Here is a 25679-nt window from a genome sequence, read left to right as displayed (position 1 = left end):
CCGCTACTGCAGGTCGATATAGCGGTGGTCATTGAAGGTGGCCACCCAGTTTGGGTGATAGACCAGCAGGATGCTCAGCAGCATGCCAGTAATAAATGCCTCTGAAGGCATTAGCAGTGGTAAAAAACGCGCATACTCCTGGGCGAGATAGATCGCCTCAGGGTCTGTACCCGCGACGATAATCAGCACTACCGCCGCCAAGCCTCCTCCCAGCGTTGCCAGCGCCGCGCCAAAAAAGCCGCAGGCAAACAGAAATACCATCAAGTTATCCGGCAGGCGGCGATCTACCAGCCGCCATACCGTGCCAATAACGGCCGCCGGGACGATCCCGGTAACCAGCACATTTGCCCCCAGCAACATCCACTCATTGCGGCCAATCACCACCATGGCAATGTTGATCAGCACGTTGCTAATCAGCGCTAATGGCGCTTTAAAAACGAGTGTCATCAATACTGTAAAAACAAGGTGTAGCGTTAGCCAATCAACAGCCTGGGCACGAAGCTGCCACATCAGCATCACCGCCAGCGTAGCACCCAGCCAGCGGTGCTGAAGCGCTGAATCCGCTATCAACACCTGCCAGGGCCGCCCCCAAAGCGCCCATGCGATCACTGCTAACGAGAGTAGCCAGGTGAGCAGCAGCGCCCAGGGCGCTAATACACTTTGCGCAAATGACATGGCGGCCTCTCAGGTTGATGGGCGGGCATTATAGAGTACTTAGCTAAATACCACTGTCTTGTTGCCATGCACCAACACACGATCCTCTAAGTGCCAACGCAAACCTCGAGCGAGCACGGCTTTCTCCACATCACGACCAAAGCGGACTAGATCAGTAGGCGTATGACAGTGGCTAACGCGATGGATATCCTGTTCGATGATGGGGCCTGCGTCGAGTTCCTCGGTCACATAGTGGCAGGTAGCGCCAATCAGCTTAACCCCCCGCTGGTAGGCCTGGTGGTAGGGCTTAGCCCCGGCAAAAGAGGGCAAAAAGCTGTGGTGAATATTGATCACTCGCCCCGCATAGCGCGCGCACAGCTCAGGGGGCAGTATTTGCATATAGCGCGCCAGCACCACGCAGTCGGCGCGGGCACTGTCGATTTCGGCCTGAACCTTGGCAAACGATGCTTGCTTATTGTCGGGGTCGACCGGTACATGGTGATAAGGAATACCGTACCACTCCGTCAGCGAACGCATATCATCATGGTTGGAGATAACCCCGACAATGTCGCAATCCAGTTCCCCCGCCTGCCAGCGGTAAAGTAGATCTACCAAGCAATGTGACTCCCGCGACACCATCAGCACTACGCGCCTACGCTGCTGGGTATCCACCAGCGACCACTGCATATTGAATTCGCTGGCTATCGGTTCAAATGCCGCGCTCAGCGCTTCCGCCGACATACCTACCGAATCCGCCAGAATTTCGTAGCGCATAAAAAAGCAGCCGGTTTCTAAATCGGAGTGCTGGCTAGCTTCGGTAATGGAGCCACCCTGCTGGGCAATAAAGCTCGATACCCGTGCAACAATACCCACCCGGTCAGGACAGGAAACTACTAAACGATAATAATGAGACATGTGAGCTACTCTTGACCTATTGCTAAGTTAATTATGACAAACCAGCGGCTTAGGTCGCATAGTGTATCGGAAGGCCATGGATGATTGTTAGCTGCCCCTGCCTTCCCGTATAGTTAAGTCACTACTTTTTAGGTTTTTCATAACAGATGCATTCACCACGCGTTCAAATTCGTCCCCGTCGTCGTCCACCGCTGCGCATGTTGCCGCTGGGGGGATGCGGTGAGATTGGAATGAATCTAACGCTATACGGCTATGACGATCACTGGATAGCCGTGGACTGCGGCATGATGATCCGCCAGGATCTTCCCAACTCGCCACTGCAGGTACCCAATCTTGATACGCCGAAAGCACTAGGGATCATGCCCAAAGCGCTATTTATCACCCATGGTCACGAAGACCACATTGGTGCCGCAGCCTGGCTATGGCCGATGTGGAACTGCCCCATTTACGCCACCCCGCTGGCGGCAGGCCTGTTGCGGCTAAAATTTGCCGAGCATCAGCTTAGCAGTGCGGCTATCCATGTCATTGAACCTGGCGAGGCCCTAGAGAGCGGTCCATTCACGCTGCGCTATTTACTTTTAACCCACTCCATTCCCGAAAGCTGTGCGCTAATAATGATGGCCGGTGGCTATCGCGTTTTACATACCGGCGACTGGAAACTCGATCCTGAACCGATTATCGGCACGCCGATCAGTGCAGCCCTCTTCAAGTCCCTTGCCCCGGTTGACTTGGTAGTGGGCGATTCCACTAACGCCCCCATGCCCGGGCACTCCGGCAGCGAGGGGGACGTCGCCCGCGCCCTGACAAAAACCCTCAGCAACTGCCAGGGCCGGGTGGTGGTCTCCTGCTTTGCCAGTAACCTTGCCCGGGTGTTAGCGATAGGGCGCGCCGCTCAGAAGTGTGGCCGACGCATTAGCTTGATGGGCCGTTCAATGGAGCGCATGGTCAGCGTTGCCCGGGGGCTCGGCTATATGGATGATTTACCGCCTTTGGTGCCCAATCATGACTTAGGCTATCTTCCCCCGGATGAAGTGGTGATTATCGCCACCGGTAGCCAGGGTGAGCCCCGAGCTGCGCTACAGCGCCTCGCCCAGGGTCGCCACCCTTTTGTGGATCTTCAGCCGGGCGATAACGTTATTTTTTCGGCTAAAGCCATTCCTGGCAATGAACGCCCCATTGAACAGCTTAAAAAGCGTTTGGCGCACTTAGGTGTCAACCTCTACGACGAGTTCAACCACCCTGAACTGCACGCTACCGGGCACCCCGCTCAGGATGAACTGATCAAGCTGTATCAGTGGGTCAGGCCAAAACATCTCATACCGGTGCATGGCGAAGCCCGCCACCAACAGGCTCATCAGACTATTGCCAAACAGCTAGGCATTAGCGCTCCATTGACGCCGGTGAACGGCGATCTAATTTGCTTTGACAGTCACGGGCTGCGCTGTGAGTCGCGCTATCCGCAGCCGCCCTGCATAGTCAGTCAAAACAGCGTGGTGCCCCACCCTGGCCTTGAGGTGCACGACGCCAACAAGGCCCGTCGCGGCAGCTTATACTTAGCGCTGCCGGTGACAGCTACTGACACTGGATGGGCGCGTATTGGCCGTTTGATGCTGGATGCCTCGGGGGCCAGCCCGCTGGATGAAGATAGCTTTAATGATTGGCTGGATGATCAGCTTGAGGAGATTGCAGCAGAGACGCTTGCCGACTTGCGCCAAGCATTACAGCCTCGCATGGTGCAGTGGCTGGCGGAGCATATGCAGCACCTGCCCGATGTACATCTACAGATTATGGCCGCCGAAATGCCCGAACCTGCTGCGTATGAAAGTGCCGCTAACCGTTAGAGCGGCATCATTCAACGACGGCTATAAAACCCAGATTGCTTCACTGCGTTCGCAATGACAGTTTCGTGTCAGTGCAACGAGCACAGTGACGCGGCACTTCACTCCCACCGCGCTGCGTCCTGTTGATCAGAGTGACGCTCTTTGACCCAATACTCGCCCTGGGCAGAGTGCTCTTTCTTCCAGAAAGGCGCCTGGGTTTTCAGGTAATCCATAATAAAATCGCAGGCTTCGAACGCCTCACGCCGGTGTGCGCTGGCTACGAGTACGCGCACAATCGGATCGCCTGGCCCCAGGTAACCGACACGATGAATAATCCGCACCGCTTGGAGCGACCAGCGCTGCCAAGCCTGTTCACCAATCTCCGTCAGCGTACGCTCGGTCATTCCCGGATAGTGTTCCAGCGTTAACCCTGTGACGTCTGGCGTTTCATTAAAATCACGCACTAAGCCGGTAAAACACACCACCGCGCCAATATCACTACGCCCCGCCAAGGCATCGTCATAGCCGTAGTCCATTGGAAACGGGGCTGCTTGAATCGTTACTTTAATATCCAGCTTATTATCCACCCTCACCCCCCTGTTACTGGCGGGAAAAACGCCACTTCGTCATCATCGGTCACTAACGCCTCGTCATTGGCCATGACCTGATTAATCGCACACAGCGTACGCTGGTCGGTGAGTTGTTTAAAGCGACTATCCTGCTCGGCCAGCGCGGCTTTTAATCCACTAATGTCGCGGCTAGCCAGTTGATCGAGACTCACGACGGTCTCACTTTCGCCTACCCGCTCGCGCAGTTCGGCTAAAAACTTAACCCGCACGCAGGGTGAAGGGCAGCGCTCGCCCAAGCTGACTTCTCCGGCTACGCCGTCACCGGTAACAATCGGCGCCTGGGTGCTCATACGCTGGTAGTCGCCACGCTGACCACCTTGCTTGCTGTCGAGTTGTATAGCCTCGATACGCATACCTTTATCGACCGCTTTGCACATATCGTAAAGCGTCAAACAGGCTACCGAAACAGCGGTAAGGGCTTCCATTTCGACCCCAGTGCGTCCATTCAAGCGACACAGCGAGGTCACATGAACGCAGGATTCGGCCACATCAATATCGAACTCAACAGAAACCTTGGAGAGCGCCAGTGAGTGACAGAGAGGAATCAGCTCATGAGTACGTTTGGCCGCCTGAATACCAGCGATACGCGCGGTGGCCAGCACATCACCCTTGGGCAGTTCACCATCGCTAAGCAATTTCAGCGTTTCAGGCTGCATTATAATGCGCCCGGAGGCGACTGCTTCGCGGCGGGTTTCCAGCTTATCGCCGACGTCCACCATATTGGCTTCGCCACGGGTGTTAAGGTGGGTCAGATGCATGTTGTCACCATTGCTGTTTTGAAGACATACGTTTTGAAGACGTATTTTTTGAAGACATCGTATCGTTTTTAGCGCTTAACCAGGTCACTACCCATTGTGCAACCGCTTCGCTATCGTCTAGATCTAACTGAGCCACCGAAGCCGCCAGGTCGATAGGCGGTGGCGCACTGAGCGCGACTGCCTCAACCCATCGGCCGGTTAAAATAGCCGCATCGCCAATCCCATCGCGGTATAGCACCAGCTTGGGAATCGGCCAAGCCTTGAAGCCTTCGACAATCACCAAATCGGGATCGTGCGGCGCCATCATGGCAATTAGCTGGGCTAAATCAGGCTCTCCCTGGTCAGGGGTTTCCTGCATCAGCGCAAAGCGCTGACGGGAAGCCACCAGTATCGGTGCGGCACCTGCGCTACGCAGCTTATAGCTATCCTTGCCGGGCTGGTCGACATCAAACGAGTGGTGCGCATGCTTGATGACAGCGATGCTCAAGCCATACTCCCCTAATCGTGGCAACAGCTTCTCTAGCAGCGTCGTTTTTCCGGTACCGCTCCAGGCAGCAATCCCCAGTATGGGAAAAGGTGCGGTTAGTTCGTTTTCCATGCTGCCGAAACTCCTGATGATCACTCACGCTACCATTCTAACGATTCACACAGCGTTATAGAGGATGACTCTACTCGCCCTCTTGCTCACGGGGTAATAGCCAGTTCAACGCAATACCCACCAAAGCGGCCAGGCTAACGCCCTGCAGCGTAAACTGGCCTCCACCAAACTGCATGCCGCCAATCCCGAACACCAGTATCAGCGAAACCACGACCAAGTTGCGCGGCGCCGTCAGCGACTGTCCTGCACGTACCAGTGTGTTCATACCGACCACCGCAATGGAGCCAAACAACAGCGTCATTATACCGCCCATTACCGGGCCAGGAATGGTCTGCAGCAACGCGCCAAGCTTGGACACAAACGCCAGCACAATGGCAATAATCGCGGCAACAATCATGTACTTGGGATTAAATGCCCGAGTAAGCGTTACCGCCCCGGTGACTTCCGAGTAAGTAGTATTCGGCGGCCCGCCGAACAGCGCTGCTACGCTGGTCGCCAGCCCATCGCCTAACAGAGTTCGATGCAGGCCAGGCTTTTCCAGGTAGTTTTTGCGGGTCACCGAACCAATGGCCACCATATCACCAATGTGTTCTACCGCTGGGGCAATCGCGACCGGAATCATAAACAGAATGGCAGCCCAGTGAAAACTGGGTGCGGTAAAGCCGGGTATCGATAACCAAGCCGCCTCATGCACTGGCGTAAAGTCGACTACCCCCATCAGCAACGCTAAAAAATAGCCGGTGATAATGCCCCCCATAATCGGCACTAGGCGAAGTAGCCCGCGACCAAAAACGGCCAACACAAGAGTGACTAGCAAGCTGGTCATTGATAAGAAAATCGCCGCGCCATAGCCGATATTGTCGCTGGTTTCACCGGTCGCCATGCTTACTGCCACCGGCGCCAGCGCCAGGCCAATCACCATAATCACCGGGCCCACCACCACAGCGGGCAGCAAGCGATGCAGCCAAGCGGTGCCTTTTAAGCGCACAACCTGAGAGATCGCCACATAGACCAGCCCCGCTGCCATTAGCCCGCCCATGGTTGCCGAAACGCCAAAGCTCGCCACAGAGCCTTGAATAGGCGCTATAAAGGCAAACGATGAGGCTAAAAACACCGGCACGCTCTGCTTGGTGACCCCATGAAATACCAAGGTTCCCACCCCAGCCGTGAACAGCGCAACGCTTGGGTCGAGTCCTGTCAAAAGCGGTACTAACACCAAGGCGCCAAACGCCACAAATAGCATTTGTGCGCCGGTTAAAATGACTTTTGGCCACGACTCAGCCTGACTGGCAGCTTCACGCATAAGTGAATTCCTAGTGATTATTGATTTGATAGCAGGTATACAAAAAAATGCCCCTGACGCTGGGCGTAAGGGGCAATGTCAATAACGATGCTTAGCGCGTTCCGAAAATCTTATCGCCAGCGTCACCTAGTCCGGGGACGATGTAGCCATTTTCATCGAGGCGGTCATCGATTGAGGCGGTGTAAATTTCGATATCGGGGTAAGCGTCCTGCACCCGCTTGATACCTTCAGGTGCGGCAACGAGCACGATCACCTTCATATGCTCACAGCCACGCTCACGCAGCATATCCAGTGTTGCTACCATCGAACCGCCGGTAGCCAGCATGGGGTCTATCACGATCGCCATGCGCTCTTCGATATCGTTGGCAAACTTGGCAAAGTAAGGCACCGGCTGTAGCGTCTCTTCATCGCGATAAAGACCTACAACGCTTACCCGCGCACTCGGGATTAGATCCGTTACGCCTTCCAGCATGCCGAGCCCGGCACGCAGAATCGGTACGACGGTGACTTTTTTACCTTTTAATCGGCGCGTTGCAATCGGCTCACCGTTCCATCCCTGGATTTCATGATCTTCCAGCTCAAGACCTTTAGTTGCTTCATAGGTCAGCAGCTTGGCGACTTCACCTGCCAGTTCACGAAAGCTCTTAGTGCTCAGGTCAACTTCGCGCATCAGACCCAGCTTATGTTGTACAAGCGGATGGTTAATGGCGTAAACACTCATGGGACTTCCTCACTGCAGGGGATTCAGAATGGCAACCAAGGTTGCATCAGCTAGGCACAAAATTGCGCGTATTCTACCCGCAACCACTTACGAGGTTAAGGGGTTTCAGGCAATTGCCATTCGATAGGTGCTCGCCCTTGCGCCTGAAGAAATTGATTGGCTTGGGAAAAATGCCGGGTACCAAAAAAGCCCCGATGCGCAGAGAGCGGTGATGGGTGCGGGGCTTCCAGTATTAAATGGCGCCTTTGGTCGATTAACGCCTTCTTCTGGCGCGCATGACTACCCCACAGCAGAAACACACACGGCGGCGCGTGCTGGCTGACGGTTTCAATCGCGCGGTCAGTGAAGGGCTCCCATCCCTTACCGCGATGAGATGCCGCATTGCCCTGCTCCACAGTCAGCGAAGTGTTTAACAACAACACGCCCTGCTTGGCCCATGCTTCCAGATGGCCGTGGCGCACGGGGGTAAAACCAACATCAGTGGCCAACTCCTTGTAGATATTGACCAGCGACGGTGGCACGGGTACGCCGGGCTGCACGGAAAAGCATAAACCGTGAGCCTGATTGGGCCCGTGATAGGGATCCTGGCCTAAAATAACCACCTTCACTTCGTTCAACGGGGTCAGTTCAAAGGCACGAAACCACTGCGTTGAGTGGGGATATATGATCTTCTTCGCAGCTTTTTGCTGCGCCAAAAAATCTTTTAGCGCCAGCATATAGTCAGCCTGAAACTCATTACCCAGCCACTGACTCCAATCGTCGGGAAGTGGATTGGCCATTATTACCTCTTCATTTGATCAACAAGCGGCTCAACGTATGCAACACCCATATCCCAGGGGAACTGAATCCAGCACTGCTGGGCAACTTCGGTCAGGTATTGATCCACCAAGGGACGACCATCCGGCTTGGCATAGATAGTCACAAAGTGAGCTTTAGGCAGCATTTTACGTACTGCCCGCGCTGTTTTGCCAGTATCCACCAAGTCATCGACCAGCAACCAACCTTCACCGTCATGATCGACGCCCTTCATGATATCCAGACCGCCCTGATCCATATGGTCGTAGCTTTTAATACACACGGTATCGATCAGCCGGATATTAAGCTCCCGAGCAATCAGCGCGGCGGGAATTAAACCGCCGCGGGTAATCGCTACGATGCCTTTAAAATCACGCTCGATCATTTGATGGCATAGGGTGCGCACATCACGGTGCAACTGATCCCAGGAGACAGTGAAGTGTTGGTGGTAGCGATCGCTGCTCATGGGGCATTACTCGTCTTCGTTGAAAGAACAAACTGCGAATACACTGAAACCAGCATCGCGAATTTTCTGCGATCCGCCCAGCTCAGGCAGATCAATAATGGTGGCGGTCTCAACCACCTGACCACCGCTGCGCTGAATGAGGTTGGCCGCGGCCAGCATGGTGCCGCCGGTGGCGATGAGGTCATCCATCAGCAGGATACGGTCATCTTTCTGGAACGCATCGGAGTGCAGCTCCACTTCTGAATGTCCGTACTCCAGCTTATAAGTCTCGCTGATGGTCTTGAAAGGCAGCTTGCCCTTCTTACGCACCGGTACAAAGCTGCAACCCAACTCATAAGCGAGCGGCGCACCAATAATAAAGCCACGCGCATCAATGGCCGCGATGGCATCCAGGTTCATTTCCTGATAGCGGTGAACGAAGCTATCGATCAGCTTGCGAAAGGCCGCGCTATTTTGCAGCAACGGGGTGATGTCGCGAAAGTTCACGCCCTGTTCAGGCCAATCGGGAACCGTGCGAATGACGGACTTAATGTAGTCGCCGTAGATGCTCATCGCGTCTCTCATTGAGTAATAAAAAGTGGTAATGATCAATCAAACCAAGAAAAGGTATCTTGTCGCAAACAGCAACGCCAAAATAATCACCGCCGGATTCAGGTCGGCAAAACGGCCCGACAACGCCTTGATCGCTACATAGCTAATAAAGCCAAGCGCAATACCTTCGGCAATCGAGAACGTCAGCGGCATCGCCAGGGCGGCAATCAGTACCGGCGCGGCGTCGGTGGGGTCTTCCCAGTTCGCGTGAGCCAAACTTCCTGCCATCAATACCGCCACATACAGCAGCGCACCTGCGGTAGCGTAGGCCGGAATAGAACCCGCCAGCGGAGCGAAGAACAGGCTGATCAGGAACAGAACACCAACCACTACCGCCGTTAACCCAGTACGGCCACCCGAAGCGATACCCGCCGTCGATTCAATGTAGCTTGTGGTGGTGGAAGTACCCAAGGCGGCACCCGCCATTGACGCGGTGCTGTCGGCCATCATGGCGCGACCAATGCGCGGTAACTTGCCATCCGCGTCCAACAGCTTGCCGCGGTGAGCAACGCCTACCAGGGTGCCGGAGGTATCAAATAGATCCACAAACAGGAAGGCAAAGATCACGCTAAGCATCGCCACATCCAGCGCGCCCATCAAATCCATCGCCATAAAGGTAGGTGCAATAGAGGGTGGCATCGACATCAGGCCCCCATACTCATTATGGCCGAGCACCATTGCAACAATAGTAATCCCCAAAATCCCGATCATGACGGCACCAGTCACTCGCAAGTAAGAGAGCGCGGTAATCACAAAGAAGCCCAGCAGCGCATAAATAGCCGCGGGTTGGGAAAGATCACCTAAGGAAACAAAGGTCGCGGGGTTGGCAACCACGATACCGGCGTTCTTAAGCGCTATCATTGCCAGGAAAAGGCCAATACCAGCGGCGATCCCCAACCGTAACGTCATAGGAATGGAGTTAATGATCCACTCGCGAATTTTAAAAATACTCAACAAGAAGAACGTTAGACCTGAGAAGAACACCGCCCCCAGCGCAGCTTCCCAGGTATAGCCCATCCCCAGCACCACGCCGTAGGTGAAAAAGGCATTCAAACCCATGCCTGGCGCCTGAGCTATCGGGTAGTTAGCCCACATCCCCATGACGAAACAGCCAATCGCTGCCGCTAGGCAAGTGGCGACGAACACTGCGCCGTAGTCCATCCCCGCTTCAGACAAAATGCTCGGGTTGACAAAGATGATATAGGCCATCGTCAGGAAGGTGGTGATCCCGGCGATAACTTCTGTCTTCACGTTGGTTTTGTGCTCGGAGAGCTTGAAATAGTTATCCAGAAGTTTCATGAATCTTTTTATCCTTAGCGCTAACACCGCATGAGTATGCGTTCTGGTGCTGAGAAAAGCCGCACATACTACCGAAACGCTCGCTGTGATGCGAGCGCCTCAGCGTAGCGACCAATGTTGGCGGAAATCGCCCGCCGCCTAATGTCTAGCAATCTTTAGGCCATGAACTAACCGATCGGTCAACCCATTAACCAAAAAAGCTGATTATTGCCATTGCCGCGTCACTTACTAAACGCCGCTTTTTTGAGAAAGCACTCGCTCAACGGTTTCAACGATCACCTGGGTTTGCGGGTCAATTTCAATATTGACCTGATCCCCGGGGGCTCGATCCTGAAGCGTGGTACGCGACAGTGTCTCAGGAATTAAATTGACGCTGAACTCCACATCCCCACTTTCAGTGGGGCGTACATCCCCAATGGTCAAACTAATACCGTCCACCCCGATATAGCCCTTTTCAAACACGAATCGGCCTAGTCGTTCCGGCAGCGAAAACCATAGCCGACGGTTGTTGGGCGCCTCTTCGATGGCCACCACTTCTGCCATGGAAATGATGTGGCCTGACATGGAGTGTCCGCCTATCTCATCACCAAAGCGCGCCGCGCGCTCTATATTGACGCATTGCCCAGGGGTGATTGCACCAAGATTAGTCAATCGCAGCGTTTCACGCATCAAATCAAAACTAACGCTATCCCCCTCTATGGCCGTTACCGTCAAGCAAACGCCGTTATGAGCAACAGACGCTCCGACCTCAAGCCCTTCGCGCATCGCGGGGGGCATTTCCAACACATGCACGCGAAAATCATCCAGCTCGCGTACCGCCACAACCCTGGCTACCCCTTGCACAATGCCAGTAAACATAAGGCGCTTTCTCCTCATCTAATAAAAAAGCCGTATAATTCAAATAAGTCGTAAAGAGCAAGTAGCAAAAGCGCTCAATGAATGGCGCAAGCTTCCTACTGCTCCCTCACCGCCGTGCATTCTGCCTTGAGGGTTTCTTGATCCCGCCATTCTACGCCATTGACTTTTCTATGGCTGCTTTCAACTCAAGGTAACTTCATCCAGCTGCACATCTTTAAAAACGCACGCACAGAACTAAAAACTTAAATATTTATAAAAATCAGAAAATAATGCTGACTCGGCGACTTACAACATAAAATCAGATGGATAAAATTGACAAGGCAGCGACCTATCTCTAAAATTTTGCCGCAAATGTAATGACGCCGATTTGTACCCAGATTGCGGGCGTCCACCTAGTCTATGGCTTAGTATCTAGCCTAATGATTGAGTGAAGTGCAGCTAAACGGGTGTGTCCAGCGTTGATGGCCACCCATTGGGGTGGCCTTTTTTATTTTCTATTCGATACTGGCCCTCCCCCCAGCTCGCATCCCGCACTCCGTCTTCGGCCTACCTTTAAGGCAGACGCTATGATTGAACTTAGCAACGTCAGTAAAACCTATTTCAGTAACAACAAGGGCAGCGGCGCAAATGCCGTCCATGCACTCAAAAATGCCACTCTCAGTGTGCCCAAAGGCACTATTCACGGCGTCATCGGCCTCTCCGGCGCAGGTAAATCAACGCTAATTCGCTGCGTTAATCTCTTAGAGCGCCCCACGAGCGGCAGCGTCACGGTCGATGGTCAGGAAATGACCCAGCTGAGTAACGCCGCGCTTAATCGTGCGCGTCACCGTATTGGCATGATTTTTCAACACTTTAATCTATTGACCACACGCACGGTGTTCGACAACGTTGCCCTGCCTCTAGAACTAATGGGGCAAAAACGCCACACCGTCCGCGATCGCGTTATTCCGCTCCTGGAGATGGTAGGCCTGGCAGATAAGGCCAACCAGTACCCTGCTCAGCTTTCCGGCGGTCAAAAACAGCGTGTGGCGATCGCCCGGGCGCTAGCCAGCAAGCCGCAGGTGTTGCTCTGTGATGAGGCAACCTCTGCGCTAGACCCACAAACCACCAGTTCAATACTGGAACTGCTGCGCGATATTAACCACCAACTGGGCATTACCATCCTGCTGATCACCCACGAGATGGAAGTGGTCAAATCGATTTGCCACCGGGTGAGTTTGATCTCGGACGGCGAACTGGTGGAAGACGCTGAAGTCGGCGACTTCTTTACCGCTCCGCGTACCCAGCTTGGTCGTGAGTTTCTTAACGACTTCCTCCAGCTAACACCGCCCAAAGAGCTGATTGAGAGACTCCTTGATGCCCCAGGCGAAAACACCCACCCTGTGGTACGCCTAACCTTCTCTGGCGATGCAGTCTCGACGCCGCTGATTTCCCGCCTTGCTCGAGAGTGCGGGGTCGATGTCAGCATTTTACAAGCAAAAGTAGAGTCGATTCAGGAGCGCACCCTGGGCCTGATGATTGCGGAACTACTCGGCTCTCCGACGCAAACCCAGCAAGCCATGCACTATCTCGAATCTCATCAACTGCAAGTGGAGGTACTCGGCCATGTCCAGCGCAATGATTGATCTCATTTTACAGGCCACGCTGGATACCCTTTATATGGTGGCCGTTTCAGGGCTTATTTCTACCCTCGTCGGCTTGCCCCTTGGGGTAATGCTGTACGTTACACGCCCACGGCAAATATTGGCGAAGCCCGTACTTAATCAAGTACTGAGCATTATTACCAACGTTGGTCGCTCCATCCCGTTTATTATTTTGATGGTAGCGATCATTCCTTTTACGCGCATGTTGGTGGGCACCTCGATTGGCATTAATGCCGCGTCGGTACCGCTCACGATTGCCGCTATTCCGTTTGTCGCTCGGCTTATCGAGGCTGCACTTAATGAAATCTCGCCAGGATTAATTGAAGCCGCCCAAGCCATGGGCGCAACGCCTTGGCAAATTATTCGCAAGGTACTGATTCCGGAAGCTCGCGGCGGGATCATGACGGGCTTAACCATTACCGTTGTCACACTGGTAAGTTACTCCGCCATGGCCGGCGCAGTGGGCGGTGGCGGTCTCGGCGACTTAGGTATCCGCTATGGCTATAACCGCTTCAACCCAACCATCATGTTGATTACCGTGGTGATTTTGGTCGTCATGGTGCAGGGTTTTCAGAGCTTGGGCGACTACTTGGTACGCAAAAGCGATCGCAAGTAACCACTCGTTTATTTGCCATCCATTATAACCAAAATGCATTAGACAACAGTTTTTTATTGCCGCATCATTGCACCATCTATCAAAATGCCACTGGAGAGATTCATGCAAAAACTGATTATTGGCAGCCTTACCGCCCTGGCGCTTGCCGTTAACGTCGCCAATGCTGAAACGCGCAGCATCAAAATGGGCACCGTTGCGGGCCCTGAAACAGAAGTGATGGAAGTTGCGGCGCGCATTGCCAAAGAAGAGTACGACCTTGATGTAGAAATCATCGAGTTCACTGACTACGTTACCCCGAACGCAGCCCTTGCAGACGGCAGCCTAGATGCCAATGCCTACCAGCATGAACCCTATTTGCAGTCGATGGTCGACGATCGTGGCTATGACCTGGCAATCGCTGGTTACACCTTCGTGTACCCGATTGGCGCTTACTCAGAAAAATACGACAGTATCGACGACCTGCCTGACGGCGCACAAATTGCACTGCCCAATGATCCTTCAAATGAAGGTCGCGCGCTGATCCTGATGCACAACGAAGGCCTGATCACCCTTAACGATCCAGAATTTCTCGAATCAACACCGATCGATATCGCTGAAAACCCCCGCGACTTCCGTTTCCGCGAAATTGAAGCCGCCCAGCTCCCCCGCGTGCTGCCCGATGTCGACATGGCGTTCATCAACAACACCTTCGCTCAGCCTGCTGGCCTAAGCCTGGATGACGCCTTGATCAAAGAGGGCCCCGAGTCTCCTTACGTCAACCTGATCGCGGTTCGCGGCGGTGACGAAGAGCGTGAAGAGATTCGTCAACTGGTCGACGCCTATCAGCGTGATGAAGTGATCGAGAAAGCCGAAGAACTATTCAAAGGCGCAGCAGTTCCTGGCTGGATCGAGTAATACCGCAAGCCATCAATAGATGACGTCAGGCCGACACGCATAGGTAACCCCAAATGCAAAAGTGTCGGCCTGTTGCGTTTGTAGCAAAGGATCCCTCATGCAAAACAGTGTTGACTACCCTCTTCTCAATCGACAGCTTGAAGCGCTGCTCGATACACGTGATTGGCTCACCAACAGCGCGCAAACCTGTGCGTTTATTCACCAACAGCTTAGCGACTTAAACTGGGTAGGCTTTTACCTTCAACGCCAGCCTGATGTGTTAGGTCTAGGCCCTTTTCAGGGGCAGCCCGCCTGCCACCCGATTCCCTTTAGCAAAGGCGTATGCGGCGCGGCTGCTCGCCAACAAACTACCCAGCGAGTGGACGACGTACACGCGGTTGCCGACCATATTGCCTGCGACGCCAACTCTCGCTCTGAACTGGTGATTCCCATCGTAGTCGATGGCAACCTATGGGGCGTACTGGATTTGGATAGCCCGCTGGAGGCGCGCTTCACACAACAAGACCAAGCAGGCATTGAGGCCCTGGTAGCAACGTTTATGCGCCAAACTGACCTGCCCGACCTAATTCAAAGAGCTAGTTAAAAGCTATAGTCTACAAAATAAAAAACGCCATATAAAACCCACACAAAAACGCCCCAAGCATCACTGCCTGGGGCGTTTCTGATAAAAGCTGGTAGGACCAGGCGGATTTGAACCGCCGACCTCCACGATGTCAACGTGGCGCTCTAACCAACTGAGCTATGGTCCTGAAAAGAGGTGTGGCATAAGGCTGGTAGAACCAGGCGGATTTGAACCGCCGACCTCCACGATGTCAACGTGGCGCTCTAACCAACTGAGCTATGGTTCTATTGCGCTATCTGTTCTATTGCACTTTCTGAGATGGGCTATTGGATAGCCGCGCGCCTTGCAACGGATGCATATCTTACGCTCTTATCACTGAATTGCAAGTTCTTTTCCATTGCGCGCCCTCTCCCGCCAGCCTTAAACCCATTACGAATAGAGGCTCAATTCGACACCTGTGACCTTCTAGCGCTAGGCTTAGCGCTTCAAGGTGCTGGGTGTTCTATAGGGAGATAAACCATGCTGGGTATTTTGCTAGGAAGCATAGCGATCGTACTGTTATTGGCGACGCTGATTGCAAGAATACATTTACACTGGTGGTGGATCCGCAGTTTTGAATTTCCACGCCTGCAGATCGCTTGCCTAGCTTTAATCACTTGGCTATTAGCCGCTATCTTCGTTGAGCCTGGCCCTTGGCTATGGGTAGCCCTGCTCGCCTCAGGCATCACTTTACTGTTTCAAGTCTACTATATTCTGCCCTGGACACCGCTGTGGCCGGTGCAGGTCAAGGCGGCGAAGAGTAACGATTCAGATAAAACGATCACGCTACTGATCGCTAACGTACTGACCCCTAACCGGCAGGCCCAAGCGCTGATCGATATGATTAAACAGCATCAGCCCGACATAGTACTGACCCTGGAGTCAGACCAGTGGTGGCAAGATCAGTTAGATCCGGCTCTCGCAGAGCAGTGGCCGCACAGCGTTAAAATCCCGCTCGACAACCTTTACGGCATGCACCTTTACTCGCACCTGGAGCTCTCTAACACCTCGGTGGAGTGGCTAATTCAGGACGACATCCCGTCTATTCACACCCGAGTGACGCTTGCTAACGGCGATAGCATTCGCTTTTACGCGTTACATCCCCGTCCACCGGCCCCCAGTGAGAGTGAAAAATCCCTTTGGCGGGATGCTGAACTGCTATTGGTCGGCAAGAAAATTCATGAAGATCCCCAAGCAACGTTGGTCGCCGGGGATCTGAACGATGTAGCGTGGTCGCGCACTACGCGACTTTTCTGCCGCGTTGGCGGCATGCTCGACCCACGCCGGGGACGTGGTTTATTCAGCACCTTCCACGCCAAATATCCCGTGTTGCGCTGGCCCCTTGACCACATTTTTGTGACCGAACACTTCACCTTAGTCGGCATGCAGCGCCTGAGTTACTTCGGCTCCGACCACTTCCCGATACTGGCCACCTTTTGCTACCGCCCTTCGCGTCAAGACGAGCATGAAACGCCCGAAGCCGATGCTGAGGAGCGCAGTGAGGCCAGCGAAACGATTCAGGAAGGTAAAACCGAAAAGCAGGAAACCTGAACGCGGTTGGCCTAAAGATAGCTGACCTTAAACGTGTTACTCAGGAATGCCTCCGTGCGTTAACGCGACCGGATCCAGCAGCCGCTCTAGCGTCTCCCGGTCAAGGTCAGTTTTCTCCTCCGCCACATCAATAATTGGCCTCCCCGCCTGGTAAGCCTCTTTGGCGACAGCGGCGGCGGCGTTATAGCCAATCACGCCATTTAGCGCCGTTACCAAAATGGGATTTCTGGCCAGCGGGCCTTCCAGGTTATCTTCACGAACCTTAAAGGTGGCAATCGCACGATCAGCCAGCAATCGAGCGGTATTACTCATCAAGCTTATAGATGTTAATAAGTTGGAAGCCACCAACGGCAACATCACGTTCAGTTGAAAGTTACCACTCTGCCCGGCCACGGTAATCGCGGTATCCAGGCCAATAACCTGTGCAGCGGCCTGGGCGGCTGACTCAGGAATAACAGGATTAACCTTCCCAGGCATAATTGAGCTACCGGGCTGTAACGCCTCGAGCTCAATCTCGCCCAGCCCCGCCAGCGGCCCCGAATTCATCCAGCGCAGGTCGTTGGCTATTTTCATAATCACGCAGGCTAAGCCTTTCAACTGCCCCGAGAGCTCTACCGCCGCATCCTGAGACGAGAGGCTGGCAAAGAAGCTGTCATTAGGGGTAAACATCAACCCGGTCTGTTCGCTCAGCTCTTGGGCGACCTGCTCAGCAAAACCGATAGGAGCGTTAATGCCGGTCCCCACGGCCGTGCCACCTTGAGCTAATCGGCACAGCCGTTTCATGGCACTATCAAAGCGCTCAATGGCCTGACCTAGTTGGCTAGACCAAGCACCCAGCTCTTGATCCATACGCAGCGGCATGGCGTCCATGAGGTGAGTACGACCGGTTTTTACCACATGGCTCAGCTCACTGGCCCGCTTGTCGATAGTGTCACGCAGGTGGACAAGGGCTGGGCGCAACGATTCGTGCACCGCGATGGCAGCCGACAGGTGAATGGCCGTGGGAATCACATCATTGCTGGACTGCCCCATATTGACGTGATCGTTCGGGGTTACCTCAACGCCTTCACGGCTTGCCAATGTAGCCAACACCTCGTTGACATTCATATTGGTGGAGGTACCTGAGCCAGTTTGAAACACATCGATAGGAAAGTGCTGGTCATGCTTGCCCGTTAACACTTCCCGCGCCGCTTTTTGAATCGCTTCCCCCCGCGCACTATCAAGCCCTCCTAGCGATTGATTAGCCCGGGCTGCCGCTAGCTTGATACGCGTGACAGCGTGAATAAAGGCCGGGGGCATGGGCGAATGAGAGACAGGGAAGTTATTGATTGCCCGCTGGGTTTGTGCCCCATAAAGAGCCTCAGAAGGCACTTCCAACTCGCCCATGCTATCGCGTTCCATCCGTGTTGCCATTGCTCTTTCTCCCATCAGTAAGATTAATGGTGATGCTTATCTGAGCGCATAGCCGACCTATCGTTCACTCGCTAAAGCCACATCCACTGCCTTCAAGCTAGCTGGTTAGACCATAGGGGTAAACAGGCTCTTGCCCCGTGCACTTTAAAATGCCAAAAACCAAATGTTGCACTGCACAAAAACAATTGCTATGCTGCACTGCAAGATAGCTTATAAATAAAGCTACCCAATTAAATAAGCAGCGCCAACCTCTGGATAGCTGCTTTTGGTAAGACTAACCCCAGGAGGGTATGACGATGCGTACATTAAATACTAACGAAATGACTCAGCAGTTTGACAACATGTTCATGGCGCCAGTACGCGCTTACATGGCGCTGAGCATCGATTACAGCGAAAAAATGATTAACGCTCAGATGGACGCCAGCAAAGCTTATGCCGACACCGGCATTGCGCAAATGCGCCAAATGATGGAAGTAAAAGACGCAGAGGGCCTGCGTAGTTACATGGAAGGCCAGCAAAAGGTAGCTAAAGAGTTGGCTGAGCGTGTTAAAGGCGATACCGATAAAGTCGTATCTCTGCAGCAGGACTTTATCCAGAAAAGCCAGAAAATTACCGAAGACAACGTTAAGCAGGCGCAAACCGCTGCTAGCAAGTTGAACAAAACCGCTTAATCGCTTATTGAAACAGTAAGCTAGCAAGCATGTTTTATAAAACGCCCCTGTCGGCTCTTGCTGACAGGGGCGTTTTAGTCGTTGCCTTTAGCATTTCTGTACCAGCCGTTTCACCAACCGAGGGCGGATTTCACAAAGGGAATAGTAAGCTTGCGCTTGGCTGAGAGCGATGCTTTATCCAGAGTCTCCACCGCGCGACACAGCTCACCTAACTCGCGGGGGCCACGATGCAAGATATAGCGCCCAACATCATCGGGGAGCTGCATCCCTCTCACACTGGCGCGCAGCTTTAGCGCTGCCAAACGCTCTTCGTCATCCTCCAAAGGGTGAACATGAAACGTTACCCCCCAGGTCAGGCGCGAAGCCAAGTCCGGTAGCACCACGTTTAATTGACGCGGTGAAGCACTGGCGGCAATCACTAATTTCTTGCCAGCATCTCTTAGCCGGTTAAAAGCATGGAACAGCGCTTCCTCCCAGCGCTTGCGACCAATCACACACTCCAGGTCATCAATGGCGACCAGATCCAGGCGCTCGATGTCTTCCAGCATTAATGGCGGAAAGTGGCCCAAGTCATCCAGGGGGAGATACAGTGCTCGTTTATCTGCATCGGACGCCGCATGACACGCCGCCTGTAAAAGATGGCTACGCCCTACCCCTGGCGCGCCCCACAGATAGAGGAACTGCTCCCCCTCCGGGGTAAGCTGCTGGGTAAGGTGTTCTACCAGCGGCGTATTTGCACGCGCCACATAATAATTATCAAAGGTCGCGTCATCACGCAGACCAATTCCCAAGGGAAGCTGTGCCGGTGCTCGGCTCATGGTGACTCCCGTCCATCATGATGGCCCAGCTCATCGTTATGTGAAGAGCTGACCTCAATGATTGGCGTATGTTTATCAGTATTTTGTTCGTCGTATAACTCGCTATGCTGATAGCGAACTTTTACTTCTTTTAGCAGCACTAGAATCACCGCGGCAACAGGCAGAGCCAACAACACCCCTGTTAGGCCAAACAGATTCCCCCCCGCCAGTACGGCGAATATAACCGCGACCGGATGCAGGCCAATCTTATCGCCCAACAATTTAGGCTGGAGAATCACACTCTCGGCCATTTGGCCAATACTAAACACCAGGATAACGCCTAACACCGCCCACCAGGTGGCGTACTGGAACAGCGCCACAACAAGGGCAATCACCAAGCCGACAATAAAACCCAGGAACGGGACAATGCTCACCAGTCCGGACACAAAGCCGATCAATAGGCCAAAGTTGAGCCCCATCAACGTTAAGCCCACCGCATAAATAATCCCTAAACAGAGCATTACCAGCAGCTGGCCGCGTAGAAACGATGACAACACTTCATCACAGCGACGCGCCAACCGGAAGGTATCATCCGCCCACTGGCGTGGCACGAGATTGGCAATATTGGTCAGCAGGCGGTTCCAGTCCAAAAGCAAATAGAAGGTCACCACAGGAATAAGTGCCACATAGGTGATCCAAGAGGCAAACGCCATACCGGAGCGGCCAATTTGGCCTAGCGCCTGGGCTAGGTAGCCACCAGCATCGCGCCAGTTTTCGACCAGCGTCTCGCGCGCGTTGGTTAACTCCGCGGTCAAGTCATAACCTGTCCACTCTTGTACCTGAGGAGCAAGCGTATTTTCTACCCAATTGAAGATACCCGGAATAGCTTCGCCCAGCTGTTTAAGCTGCTGAACAAGCAGCGGGATCAATATCAACAGGCTCGCCACGAGGACGACCAACAGTACTAAAAACACACTGCTCACCGCGAACGGCCGATTCATGCCCCAGCGCTGGAAACGGTTAGCCAGCGGGTCAGCTAAGTAAGCGAGAATCATCCCAGCAATAAAAGGCATCAGCGCCGCGTCTAACAAATAAATTAAACCGCCTATTACCACCAAAAATAGGACGCCCCACCAAGAATTCCGCATAGTTCCCTCTCAAACGTGGATTTAATCCGCTAAATATCACTGATCGTTACTATGGCACTGATCACGACACACTTTACTTATCACTACTAACTTTCATCCGCCACTACTATGCCGCAAATGAACGAAAGTCGCGCGTCTGCTTTTCATCCTGCGCGACGGCGGTGCGGCCAGCGTCGCTGAGTGTTACAATCCGCCAAAGTTAAGCCCAGCACTGGCCAATTCGCCAGCACTACCAGCACCGCTATTTGCTTCACAGGATCTGTCATGACCGAGACCTCTTCTTCTTCGGCTACTCCTTCCCTCAGCTATAAGGATGCAGGCGTCGATATCGATGCCGGTAACGCCCTTGTTGACCGCATTAAACACGTTGCCAAACGCACGACTCGCCCCGAAGTCATGGGCGGGCTTGGCGGCTTTGGCGCGCTATGCGAGATCCCCGCGGGCTATCGGCAGCCCGTGCTCGTCTCAGGTACCGATGGCGTCGGCACCAAGCTGCGCCTGGCAATGGATCTTGGCAAGCACGACACCATTGGTATTGATTTGGTCGCCATGTGTGTCAACGACCTTATCGTGGCTGGCGCCGAACCGCTGCTATTTCTTGACTACTATGCCACGGGTAAGCTCGATGTGGATATTGCTGCTGACGTTGTCACCGGCATTGGCGCTGGTTGCGAATTGGCTGGCTGCGCCCTGGTAGGCGGCGAAACCGCCGAAATGCCGGGTATGTACGAAGGCAGCGACTACGATTTAGCGGGCTTTTGCGTGGGCGTGGTTGAAAAAGCAGATATTTTAGATGGCAGCAAAGTGGCCGAAGGCGACGTCATATTGGGGCTTGCCTCATCCGGGCCACACTCCAACGGCTACTCATTGATTCGTAAAATCCTTGAGGTCAGCGACGCTTCGCTAGAGACCGACATCGCCGGTAAAACCCTTGGCGATGCGCTGATGGCCCCCACCCGCATCTATGTCAAATCACTGCTCTCCTTGATGCGCGGTAGCGAGATTGCCGTGCATGCGTTATCACACATCACCGGTGGCGGTTTGCTTGAAAACATTCCTCGCGTACTGCCGGACAACCTCGCTGCGCATATTGATATTGCCAGTTGGCAGCGACCAGCCGTGTTTGATTGGCTACAGGCCAATGGAAACGTGAATGAAACTGAAATGCACCGCGTGCTCAATTGCGGTATTGGGATGGTCGTTGTGGTGCCGCAGCATCAAGCAAAACAGGCAATGGCTCACCTGGAAGCCGAAGGCGAATCCGTTTATCGTCTAGGGCAGATCGTTGAACGCCAAGGGGACGCCGTTATTTTGGAGAACCTCTCGGCATGACCAATACGGACTACCAGAGCGATACCATTAAAGACGTAACACCAGAGCCTCTCGGTGCACGCCGCATTGTCGTGCTTATCTCTGGCAGCGGTAGCAATCTTCAGGCGCTGATTGATGCTCAGTCCCACGACCGCTTAGGCGGCGGTGAGATTGTCGCAGTGATTTCCAATATTGCTGACGCCTATGGTTTGAAACGCGCACACGAAGCGGGCATTGAAGCGGTTGCCCTCCCCCACAGGGAGTATGATAGTCGCGAAGCCTACGACGGCGCCTTGATCAAAGTCATTGAGCGTCACGAGCCGGATCTGATTGTACTGGCGGGCTTTATGCGCATTTTGACGCCTCGCTTTGTGCAGCGCTTCCTGGGCCGTATGCTGAATATCCATCCTTCATTGCTGCCAGACTACCAAGGGCTCAACACTCACGCCCGCGCCCTGGCAGACGGTGTTGCCAGCCACGGCTGTAGCGTTCACTTCGTCACCGAAGAGCTAGACGGTGGCCCAGTGGTACTGCAAGCGGAGCTGCTGGTCAACGCGGACGACACGGCTGAAACACTGCAAGAGAAGGTTCGCTCCCGGGAACACCTAATCTACCCAATTGCAGTGCAGTGGTTTTTGGAAGGCAGGCTGCAGTTCAGTGCCGAAGGCGCCAAAATGGACGGTCATCTGCTACCGGAACACGGTATGCGGCTTTCCCACGCTGATGCTGCAGAAGAGCTTGATGAGGAGCTCGACGAAGAGTCGCAGGATTAGCATGAAAACGTCATCATAAGCATTGAAAAGCGCCTTACGTTTTTGCCGTAAGGCGCTTTTTTGTAGCAATGTACTTCGTATAACTAGGTACGCGGCAAGGTTACCCCACGCTGCCCCATATACTTTCCGCCCCGGTCTTTATACGAGGTTTCGCATACTTCGTCGGACTCTAAGAACAACATCTGGGCGACGCCCTCATGAGCGTAGATTTTTGCCGGCAGGTTGGTGGTGTTAGAGAATTCCAGCGTAACGTGGCCCTCCCACTCGGGCTCCAGCGGCGTCACGTTGACAATAATGCCGCAGCGCGCGTAGGTGGATTTCCCCAGGCAAATAGTCAGCACGTTACGGGGAATACGGAAATACTCCACCGTGCGCGCCAGCGCAAAAGAGTTCGGCGGAATAATACAGACATCGCCTTTAATATCGACGAAGCTGTTCGCGTCAAACGCTTTGGGATCAACAATCGCTGAGTGAATATTGGTGAAGACTTTGAATTCGTCTGAGCAGCGCACATCGTAACCGTAGCTTGAGGTGCCGTAGGAAATCACGCGCTGTTCGTTCACGTAGCGCACTTGCTCGGCTTCAAACGGCTCAATCATCGCGTCGCTTTTGGCCATGCGACGAATCCAATTATCAGATTTGATACTCATTTATGTCGTTATCACTCACTAAAGGAAATAGTTGGGCCGTCGCCTTGATTCGCGCTAACCGCTTCAGCGACTTTTTGGGCAATAGTCGCAAAGGTTTGACTCACCGCCCCGTCAGGTTCGGATACCACACTCGGGCGTCCCGAATCTGTCAGCTCTCGGATGGAGAGCGTCAGCGGCAGGCGTCCAAGTACTTGGGTATCGTACTCCTGGGCGATATTATCGCCACCACCTGTGCCGAAAATAGCCGCTTCATGTCCGCACTTTTCGCAGTGGTAGAGGCTCATATTTTCCACCACGCCAAGCACCGGCACGTTGACCTTGCGGAACATTTCGATCCCTTTACGGGCATCTAACAGCGCAATATCCTGTGGGGTGGTCACAATCACCGCCCCTGCCACCGGCACTTTCTGGGCCAGGGTCAGTTGGATATCGCCAGTACCTGGGGGCATGTCGATCAATAGAAAATCGAGATTATCCCATTGGGTTTGCGTCAGCATCTGCTGAAACGCGCCCACTACCATCGGCCCGCGCCACACCATTGGCTCACGGGTATTGACCATAAATGCCATCGACATAGCCTGAATGCCATGGGCCTGGAGCGGAAGGAATTTGTCATTACTTGCCGCCTGGGGGCGCGTACCCTCTTTAACACCGAGCATTTGTGCCTGGCTGGGTCCATAGATATCCGCATCCAGGACACCCACGCGATAGCCCTGTGCTGCCAGCGCTAATGCCAAATTCACGGTGACGGTGGATTTTCCCACGCCTCCCTTGCCCGATGCCACTGCAATAATATGTTTAACCCCATCCATTCAATGGCACTCCTCGTTTTAAGCTCTTAATAACTGAATTAACGTTGAGTGAATGATACGCCTCACAGCCAAAATCATAAACCAACAACAAGTGGGCGGATGCCGGTTCCCCGACATCCGCCCTTACTTTTCTAACGCGAAAGGTGCGTTACAGCATTACTATCCCGCCACTTATTAGCCAGCGTTTTGCTGCGACTCTTCACTGCCACCATCGCTGTCATTGGCACTCTCACTTGAAGAGTTCCCATCTGACGAGCCCCCATTCGACGAGCTATCAGAAGAGCTATCAGAAGAGCTGCTCGGGGAAGATGATGCAGCCTCACCCGCTGACTCTTCTGCATCGGCCAAACGGCTGTCTAACGTCGACAGCTCATCGCGCCATTCACTTAACTGGCTCTCTAAACGCTCTAGCTGGCTTTCACGCTTTTCGATATCACTCTCAACGCTGGCCACTTCTTCACGCCCAATATCCAGGGCAACCATGACGTCATCCAGCTCACTGCGCACCTGACTCAAGCTCTGCTCTTCTTCTTCGCGCAGCGCCGTTAGCGAATCAACATCACTTTGCAGCTCATCGCGTTCGCTGGCGAGTGAGTCACGCTCATTTTTTAGCTCACCAAGCTCGCTCTGGACACTCGAAATTTCCTCTTCTAAGCCACTTAGCTGTTCATTTGACTGGCTAATCTGATCTTCCAGCGAGGACAACTCATCTTCGGTATTGCCCAGCTCTTCGATCGCTTGCTGACGCTGCTGCTCCGCTTCCTGACGGGCAGCCTCAGCCTCCTGGCGGGCTTCTTCAGCACTAGAGCGCGCTTCTTCTACTTGCTGGAGGGCACTTTCCGCCTCATCCCGAGTGCTGGTGATTTGATCACGCTCTTCGCGCAACGCAGTCATCTCGCTTTCAGCGCTCTCTACCTGCTCATTAAGAGAGGCAATTTCTTCTTCCAGCGCATCGCGCTCGGACTCAAGCTCTTCTAAACGCGACTGCACATCGCTGACATTGCCTTGGGCACTCTCAAGCGACGAGCTGGCCTCTTGCTGTTGAGCCTCAAGGGACGCCATCTCCTCTTGCAGCGCGGCTAAATTGGTTTCAGCTTCCTCAATTTCGCTAATGCGCTGGCTCATTTGGCTATTTTCCTGCTCAGCGCTGGCGAGCTGCTCTTCTAAGCTATCGACACGATCCTGGCGAGAACCTGCATTAGACTGCGCCATAATGGCCCAGATAACGGCAATGGCGGCGATACCAGCAATCGCTTTTACCCGGTTATCTTGAAAGAGGGTTTTCATGTCCGACTTTTTAGCCGGTTCTGGCTTGTTGGCAGGCGACTGGTGATCCGAGTGGTTTGCTTCCGACATTATGCGTTCCTCTATGGTCTTAGCTAACGTTTGTCC

Annotated in this window: 28 protein-coding genes and 2 tRNA genes; 9 read left to right on the top strand and 21 right to left on the bottom strand. The window is 53.8% G+C overall.

The features are described from left to right. Positions 1 to 3: 3 nt before the first annotated feature. The gene (locus HZS52_RS15850; RefSeq protein ID WP_009286924.1) at positions 4 to 675 is read right to left on the bottom strand and encodes an energy-coupling factor ABC transporter permease; all 672 of its coding nucleotides are present in this window, start codon (positions 673 to 675) and stop codon (positions 4 to 6) included. A 39-nt stretch (positions 676 to 714) separates the two neighbouring features. After that, on the bottom strand, positions 715 to 1569 hold the full coding sequence (purU, locus tag HZS52_RS15845; RefSeq protein WP_009286925.1) for a formyltetrahydrofolate deformylase: 855 nt from the start codon (positions 1567 to 1569) through the stop codon (positions 715 to 717). 230 nt (positions 1570 to 1799) lie between these two features. Between purU and HZS52_RS15840 the strand changes: the two genes are divergently transcribed. Then, positions 1800 to 3410, top strand: a complete 1611-nt coding sequence (locus tag HZS52_RS15840) for a ribonuclease J (protein WP_190373145.1) — start codon at positions 1800 to 1802, stop codon at positions 3408 to 3410. Positions 3411 to 3508: 98 nt separating this feature from the next. On the opposite strand, the gene moaE is transcribed toward HZS52_RS15840, so the two are convergent. From moaE to HZS52_RS15790, 10 genes are all read right to left on the bottom strand, one after another. Beyond that, on the bottom strand, positions 3509 to 3976 hold the full coding sequence (gene moaE / locus HZS52_RS15835; RefSeq protein ID WP_223827940.1) for a molybdopterin synthase catalytic subunit MoaE: 468 nt from the start codon (positions 3974 to 3976) through the stop codon (positions 3509 to 3511). A gap of 2 nt (positions 3977 to 3978) precedes the next feature. Continuing rightward, complete coding sequence (gene moaC / locus HZS52_RS15830) at positions 3979 to 4776, bottom strand: cyclic pyranopterin monophosphate synthase MoaC (protein ID WP_009286927.1); 798 nt, start codon at positions 4774 to 4776, stop codon at positions 3979 to 3981. A gap of 4 nt (positions 4777 to 4780) precedes the next feature. Beyond that, complete coding sequence (gene mobB / locus HZS52_RS15825) at positions 4781 to 5374, bottom strand: molybdopterin-guanine dinucleotide biosynthesis protein B (protein WP_190373144.1); 594 nt, start codon at positions 5372 to 5374, stop codon at positions 4781 to 4783. A 70-nt stretch (positions 5375 to 5444) separates the two neighbouring features. Continuing rightward, on the bottom strand, positions 5445 to 6677 hold the full coding sequence (locus tag HZS52_RS15820; RefSeq protein WP_022523245.1) for a uracil-xanthine permease family protein: 1233 nt from the start codon (positions 6675 to 6677) through the stop codon (positions 5445 to 5447). Positions 6678 to 6768: 91 nt separating this feature from the next. Further along, the gene (upp, locus tag HZS52_RS15815; RefSeq protein ID WP_009286930.1) at positions 6769 to 7398 is read right to left on the bottom strand and encodes a uracil phosphoribosyltransferase; all 630 of its coding nucleotides are present in this window, start codon (positions 7396 to 7398) and stop codon (positions 6769 to 6771) included. 95 nt (positions 7399 to 7493) lie between these two features. Continuing rightward, positions 7494 to 8177 (bottom strand): uracil-DNA glycosylase, encoded by a 684-nt coding sequence (gene ung / locus HZS52_RS15810; protein WP_009286931.1) that lies wholly within the window; start codon positions 8175 to 8177, stop codon positions 7494 to 7496. A 2-nt stretch (positions 8178 to 8179) separates the two neighbouring features. After that, positions 8180 to 8659 (bottom strand): xanthine phosphoribosyltransferase, encoded by a 480-nt coding sequence (gene gpt, locus HZS52_RS15805; RefSeq protein ID WP_009286932.1) that lies wholly within the window; start codon positions 8657 to 8659, stop codon positions 8180 to 8182. Positions 8660 to 8665: 6 nt separating this feature from the next. Continuing rightward, the gene (locus HZS52_RS15800; protein WP_022523244.1) at positions 8666 to 9211 is read right to left on the bottom strand and encodes an adenine phosphoribosyltransferase; all 546 of its coding nucleotides are present in this window, start codon (positions 9209 to 9211) and stop codon (positions 8666 to 8668) included. A 39-nt stretch (positions 9212 to 9250) separates the two neighbouring features. After that, positions 9251 to 10549 (bottom strand): NCS2 family permease, encoded by a 1299-nt coding sequence (locus HZS52_RS15795; RefSeq protein WP_190373143.1) that lies wholly within the window; start codon positions 10547 to 10549, stop codon positions 9251 to 9253. Between the two features lie 228 nt (positions 10550 to 10777). Beyond that, positions 10778 to 11407 (bottom strand): riboflavin synthase, encoded by a 630-nt coding sequence (locus HZS52_RS15790; RefSeq protein ID WP_022523243.1) that lies wholly within the window; start codon positions 11405 to 11407, stop codon positions 10778 to 10780. Positions 11408 to 11973: 566 nt separating this feature from the next. Here HZS52_RS15790 and HZS52_RS15785 point away from each other — a divergent pair. The 4 genes from HZS52_RS15785 to HZS52_RS15770 all read left to right on the top strand — a co-directional run bounded on the left by HZS52_RS15785 (position 11974) and on the right by HZS52_RS15770 (position 15143). After that, complete coding sequence (locus tag HZS52_RS15785; protein WP_022523241.1) at positions 11974 to 13032, top strand: methionine ABC transporter ATP-binding protein; 1059 nt, start codon at positions 11974 to 11976, stop codon at positions 13030 to 13032. After that, the gene (locus HZS52_RS15780) at positions 13013 to 13666 is read left to right on the top strand and encodes a methionine ABC transporter permease (RefSeq protein ID WP_041158653.1); all 654 of its coding nucleotides are present in this window, start codon (positions 13013 to 13015) and stop codon (positions 13664 to 13666) included. Before HZS52_RS15785 ends, HZS52_RS15780 begins: the two co-directional genes overlap by 20 nt. Positions 13667 to 13768: 102 nt before the next feature. Further along, positions 13769 to 14560 (top strand): MetQ/NlpA family ABC transporter substrate-binding protein, encoded by a 792-nt coding sequence (locus tag HZS52_RS15775; RefSeq protein ID WP_007114419.1) that lies wholly within the window; start codon positions 13769 to 13771, stop codon positions 14558 to 14560. A 97-nt stretch (positions 14561 to 14657) separates the two neighbouring features. Next, entirely contained in the window at positions 14658 to 15143 is a 486-nt protein-coding gene (locus HZS52_RS15770; RefSeq protein ID WP_138801492.1) for a GAF domain-containing protein, read from the top strand. A gap of 89 nt (positions 15144 to 15232) precedes the next feature. On the opposite strand, the gene HZS52_RS15765 is transcribed toward HZS52_RS15770, so the two are convergent. Next, positions 15233 to 15309 (bottom strand) — tRNA-Val (locus HZS52_RS15765). A gap of 22 nt (positions 15310 to 15331) precedes the next feature. Next, a tRNA-Val gene (locus HZS52_RS15760) sits at positions 15332 to 15408 on the bottom strand. 233 nt (positions 15409 to 15641) lie between these two features. On the opposite strand from HZS52_RS15760, the gene HZS52_RS15755 reads away from it, so the two are divergent. Further along, on the top strand, positions 15642 to 16712 hold the full coding sequence (locus tag HZS52_RS15755; protein ID WP_009286938.1) for an endonuclease/exonuclease/phosphatase family protein: 1071 nt from the start codon (positions 15642 to 15644) through the stop codon (positions 16710 to 16712). A gap of 36 nt (positions 16713 to 16748) precedes the next feature. Here the strand turns inward: HZS52_RS15755 and HZS52_RS15750 are convergent, their stop codons facing one another. Further along, positions 16749 to 18125: a class II fumarate hydratase gene (locus HZS52_RS15750; RefSeq protein ID WP_027957468.1), complete on the bottom strand. Its 1377-nt coding sequence runs from the start codon at positions 18123 to 18125 to the stop codon at positions 16749 to 16751. Between the two features lie 296 nt (positions 18126 to 18421). Here HZS52_RS15750 and HZS52_RS15745 point away from each other — a divergent pair, with 296 nt between their 5' ends. After that, entirely contained in the window at positions 18422 to 18796 is a 375-nt protein-coding gene (locus HZS52_RS15745) for a phasin family protein (protein WP_039859040.1), read from the top strand. A gap of 110 nt (positions 18797 to 18906) precedes the next feature. On the opposite strand, the gene hda is transcribed toward HZS52_RS15745, so the two are convergent. The 3 genes from hda to HZS52_RS24655 all read right to left on the bottom strand — a co-directional run bounded on the left by hda (position 18907) and on the right by HZS52_RS24655 (position 21007). Next, complete coding sequence (gene hda, locus HZS52_RS15740) at positions 18907 to 19614, bottom strand: DnaA regulatory inactivator Hda (RefSeq protein WP_009286940.1); 708 nt, start codon at positions 19612 to 19614, stop codon at positions 18907 to 18909. Beyond that, the gene (locus tag HZS52_RS15735) at positions 19611 to 20741 is read right to left on the bottom strand and encodes an AI-2E family transporter (RefSeq protein ID WP_009286941.1); all 1131 of its coding nucleotides are present in this window, start codon (positions 20739 to 20741) and stop codon (positions 19611 to 19613) included. The genes hda and HZS52_RS15735 overlap by 4 nt, the downstream gene beginning before the upstream one ends. Before the next feature lie 143 nt (positions 20742 to 20884). Then, positions 20885 to 21007: a hypothetical protein gene (locus HZS52_RS24655; RefSeq protein ID WP_255200381.1), complete on the bottom strand. Its 123-nt coding sequence runs from the start codon at positions 21005 to 21007 to the stop codon at positions 20885 to 20887. Here HZS52_RS24655 and purM point away from each other — a divergent pair. Together purM and purN are read left to right on the top strand one after the other, a co-directional pair. Beyond that, complete coding sequence (gene purM, locus HZS52_RS15730; RefSeq protein WP_027957471.1) at positions 21006 to 22073, top strand: phosphoribosylformylglycinamidine cyclo-ligase; 1068 nt, start codon at positions 21006 to 21008, stop codon at positions 22071 to 22073. The genes HZS52_RS24655 and purM overlap by 2 nt on opposite strands. Then, positions 22070 to 22825, top strand: a complete 756-nt coding sequence (gene purN / locus HZS52_RS15725; RefSeq protein ID WP_009286943.1) for a phosphoribosylglycinamide formyltransferase — start codon at positions 22070 to 22072, stop codon at positions 22823 to 22825. Before purM ends, purN begins: the two co-directional genes overlap by 4 nt. Before the next feature lie 83 nt (positions 22826 to 22908). Here the strand turns inward: purN and dcd are convergent, their stop codons facing one another. From dcd to HZS52_RS15710, 3 genes are all read right to left on the bottom strand, one after another. Then, positions 22909 to 23475 carry a dCTP deaminase gene (dcd, locus tag HZS52_RS15720; RefSeq protein ID WP_009286944.1) on the bottom strand — a complete coding sequence of 189 codons (567 nt, stop codon included), beginning with the start codon at positions 23473 to 23475 and terminating at the stop codon, positions 22909 to 22911. 11 nt (positions 23476 to 23486) lie between these two features. After that, the gene (apbC, locus tag HZS52_RS15715) at positions 23487 to 24287 is read right to left on the bottom strand and encodes an iron-sulfur cluster carrier protein ApbC (RefSeq protein ID WP_009286945.1); all 801 of its coding nucleotides are present in this window, start codon (positions 24285 to 24287) and stop codon (positions 23487 to 23489) included. 174 nt (positions 24288 to 24461) lie between these two features. Continuing rightward, entirely contained in the window at positions 24462 to 25643 is a 1182-nt protein-coding gene (locus HZS52_RS15710; RefSeq protein WP_190373142.1) for a coiled-coil domain-containing protein, read from the bottom strand. Positions 25644 to 25679 lie beyond the last annotated feature (36 nt).

The organism is Vreelandella titanicae (assembly GCF_014697095.1).
Taxonomy (GTDB): Bacteria; Pseudomonadota; Gammaproteobacteria; order Pseudomonadales; family Halomonadaceae; genus Vreelandella; species Vreelandella titanicae.
This window is presented reverse-complemented; position numbering and strand designations above follow the sequence as displayed.

What these genes read in the sequence shown, in the direction of transcription:
- HZS52_RS15735 (WP_009286941.1), bottom strand. Translation starts at nt 20,741, where the DNA reads ATGCGGAATTCTTGGTGGGGCGTCCTATTTTTGGTGGTAATAGGCGGT.
- dcd (WP_009286944.1), bottom strand. Translation starts at nt 23,475, where the DNA reads ATGAGTATCAAATCTGATAATTGGATTCGTCGCATGGCCAAAAGCGAC.
- upp (WP_009286930.1), bottom strand. Translation starts at nt 7,398, where the DNA reads ATGAGTGTTTACGCCATTAACCATCCGCTTGTACAACATAAGCTGGGT.
- gpt (WP_009286932.1), bottom strand. Translation starts at nt 8,659, where the DNA reads ATGAGCAGCGATCGCTACCACCAACACTTCACTGTCTCCTGGGATCAG.
- mobB (WP_190373144.1), bottom strand. Translation starts at nt 5,374, where the DNA reads ATGGAAAACGAACTAACCGCACCTTTTCCCATACTGGGGATTGCTGCC.
- HZS52_RS15745 (WP_039859040.1), top strand. Translation starts at nt 18,422, where the DNA reads ATGCGTACATTAAATACTAACGAAATGACTCAGCAGTTTGACAACATG.
- HZS52_RS24655 (WP_255200381.1), bottom strand. Translation starts at nt 21,007, where the DNA reads ATGACAGATCCTGTGAAGCAAATAGCGGTGCTGGTAGTGCTGGCGAAT.
- HZS52_RS15800 (WP_022523244.1), bottom strand. Translation starts at nt 9,211, where the DNA reads ATGAGCATCTACGGCGACTACATTAAGTCCGTCATTCGCACGGTTCCC.
- purM (WP_027957471.1), top strand. Translation starts at nt 21,006, where the DNA reads ATGACCGAGACCTCTTCTTCTTCGGCTACTCCTTCCCTCAGCTATAAG.
- HZS52_RS15750 (WP_027957468.1), bottom strand. Translation starts at nt 18,125, where the DNA reads ATGGCAACACGGATGGAACGCGATAGCATGGGCGAGTTGGAAGTGCCT.
- hda (WP_009286940.1), bottom strand. Translation starts at nt 19,614, where the DNA reads ATGAGCCGAGCACCGGCACAGCTTCCCTTGGGAATTGGTCTGCGTGAT.
- HZS52_RS15710 (WP_190373142.1), bottom strand. Translation starts at nt 25,643, where the DNA reads ATGTCGGAAGCAAACCACTCGGATCACCAGTCGCCTGCCAACAAGCCA.
- HZS52_RS15770 (WP_138801492.1), top strand. Translation starts at nt 14,658, where the DNA reads ATGCAAAACAGTGTTGACTACCCTCTTCTCAATCGACAGCTTGAAGCG.
- HZS52_RS15795 (WP_190373143.1), bottom strand. Translation starts at nt 10,549, where the DNA reads ATGAAACTTCTGGATAACTATTTCAAGCTCTCCGAGCACAAAACCAAC.
- purN (WP_009286943.1), top strand. Translation starts at nt 22,070, where the DNA reads ATGACCAATACGGACTACCAGAGCGATACCATTAAAGACGTAACACCA.
- HZS52_RS15840 (WP_190373145.1), top strand. Translation starts at nt 1,800, where the DNA reads ATGAATCTAACGCTATACGGCTATGACGATCACTGGATAGCCGTGGAC.
- HZS52_RS15850 (WP_009286924.1), bottom strand. Translation starts at nt 675, where the DNA reads ATGTCATTTGCGCAAAGTGTATTAGCGCCCTGGGCGCTGCTGCTCACC.
- HZS52_RS15755 (WP_009286938.1), top strand. Translation starts at nt 15,642, where the DNA reads ATGCTGGGTATTTTGCTAGGAAGCATAGCGATCGTACTGTTATTGGCG.
- ung (WP_009286931.1), bottom strand. Translation starts at nt 8,177, where the DNA reads ATGGCCAATCCACTTCCCGACGATTGGAGTCAGTGGCTGGGTAATGAG.
- HZS52_RS15820 (WP_022523245.1), bottom strand. Translation starts at nt 6,677, where the DNA reads ATGCGTGAAGCTGCCAGTCAGGCTGAGTCGTGGCCAAAAGTCATTTTA.
- purU (WP_009286925.1), bottom strand. Translation starts at nt 1,569, where the DNA reads ATGTCTCATTATTATCGTTTAGTAGTTTCCTGTCCTGACCGGGTGGGT.
- apbC (WP_009286945.1), bottom strand. Translation starts at nt 24,287, where the DNA reads ATGGATGGGGTTAAACATATTATTGCAGTGGCATCGGGCAAGGGAGGC.
- HZS52_RS15780 (WP_041158653.1), top strand. Translation starts at nt 13,013, where the DNA reads ATGTCCAGCGCAATGATTGATCTCATTTTACAGGCCACGCTGGATACC.
- HZS52_RS15775 (WP_007114419.1), top strand. Translation starts at nt 13,769, where the DNA reads ATGCAAAAACTGATTATTGGCAGCCTTACCGCCCTGGCGCTTGCCGTT.
- HZS52_RS15790 (WP_022523243.1), bottom strand. Translation starts at nt 11,407, where the DNA reads ATGTTTACTGGCATTGTGCAAGGGGTAGCCAGGGTTGTGGCGGTACGC.
- moaC (WP_009286927.1), bottom strand. Translation starts at nt 4,776, where the DNA reads ATGCATCTGACCCACCTTAACACCCGTGGCGAAGCCAATATGGTGGAC.
- HZS52_RS15785 (WP_022523241.1), top strand. Translation starts at nt 11,974, where the DNA reads ATGATTGAACTTAGCAACGTCAGTAAAACCTATTTCAGTAACAACAAG.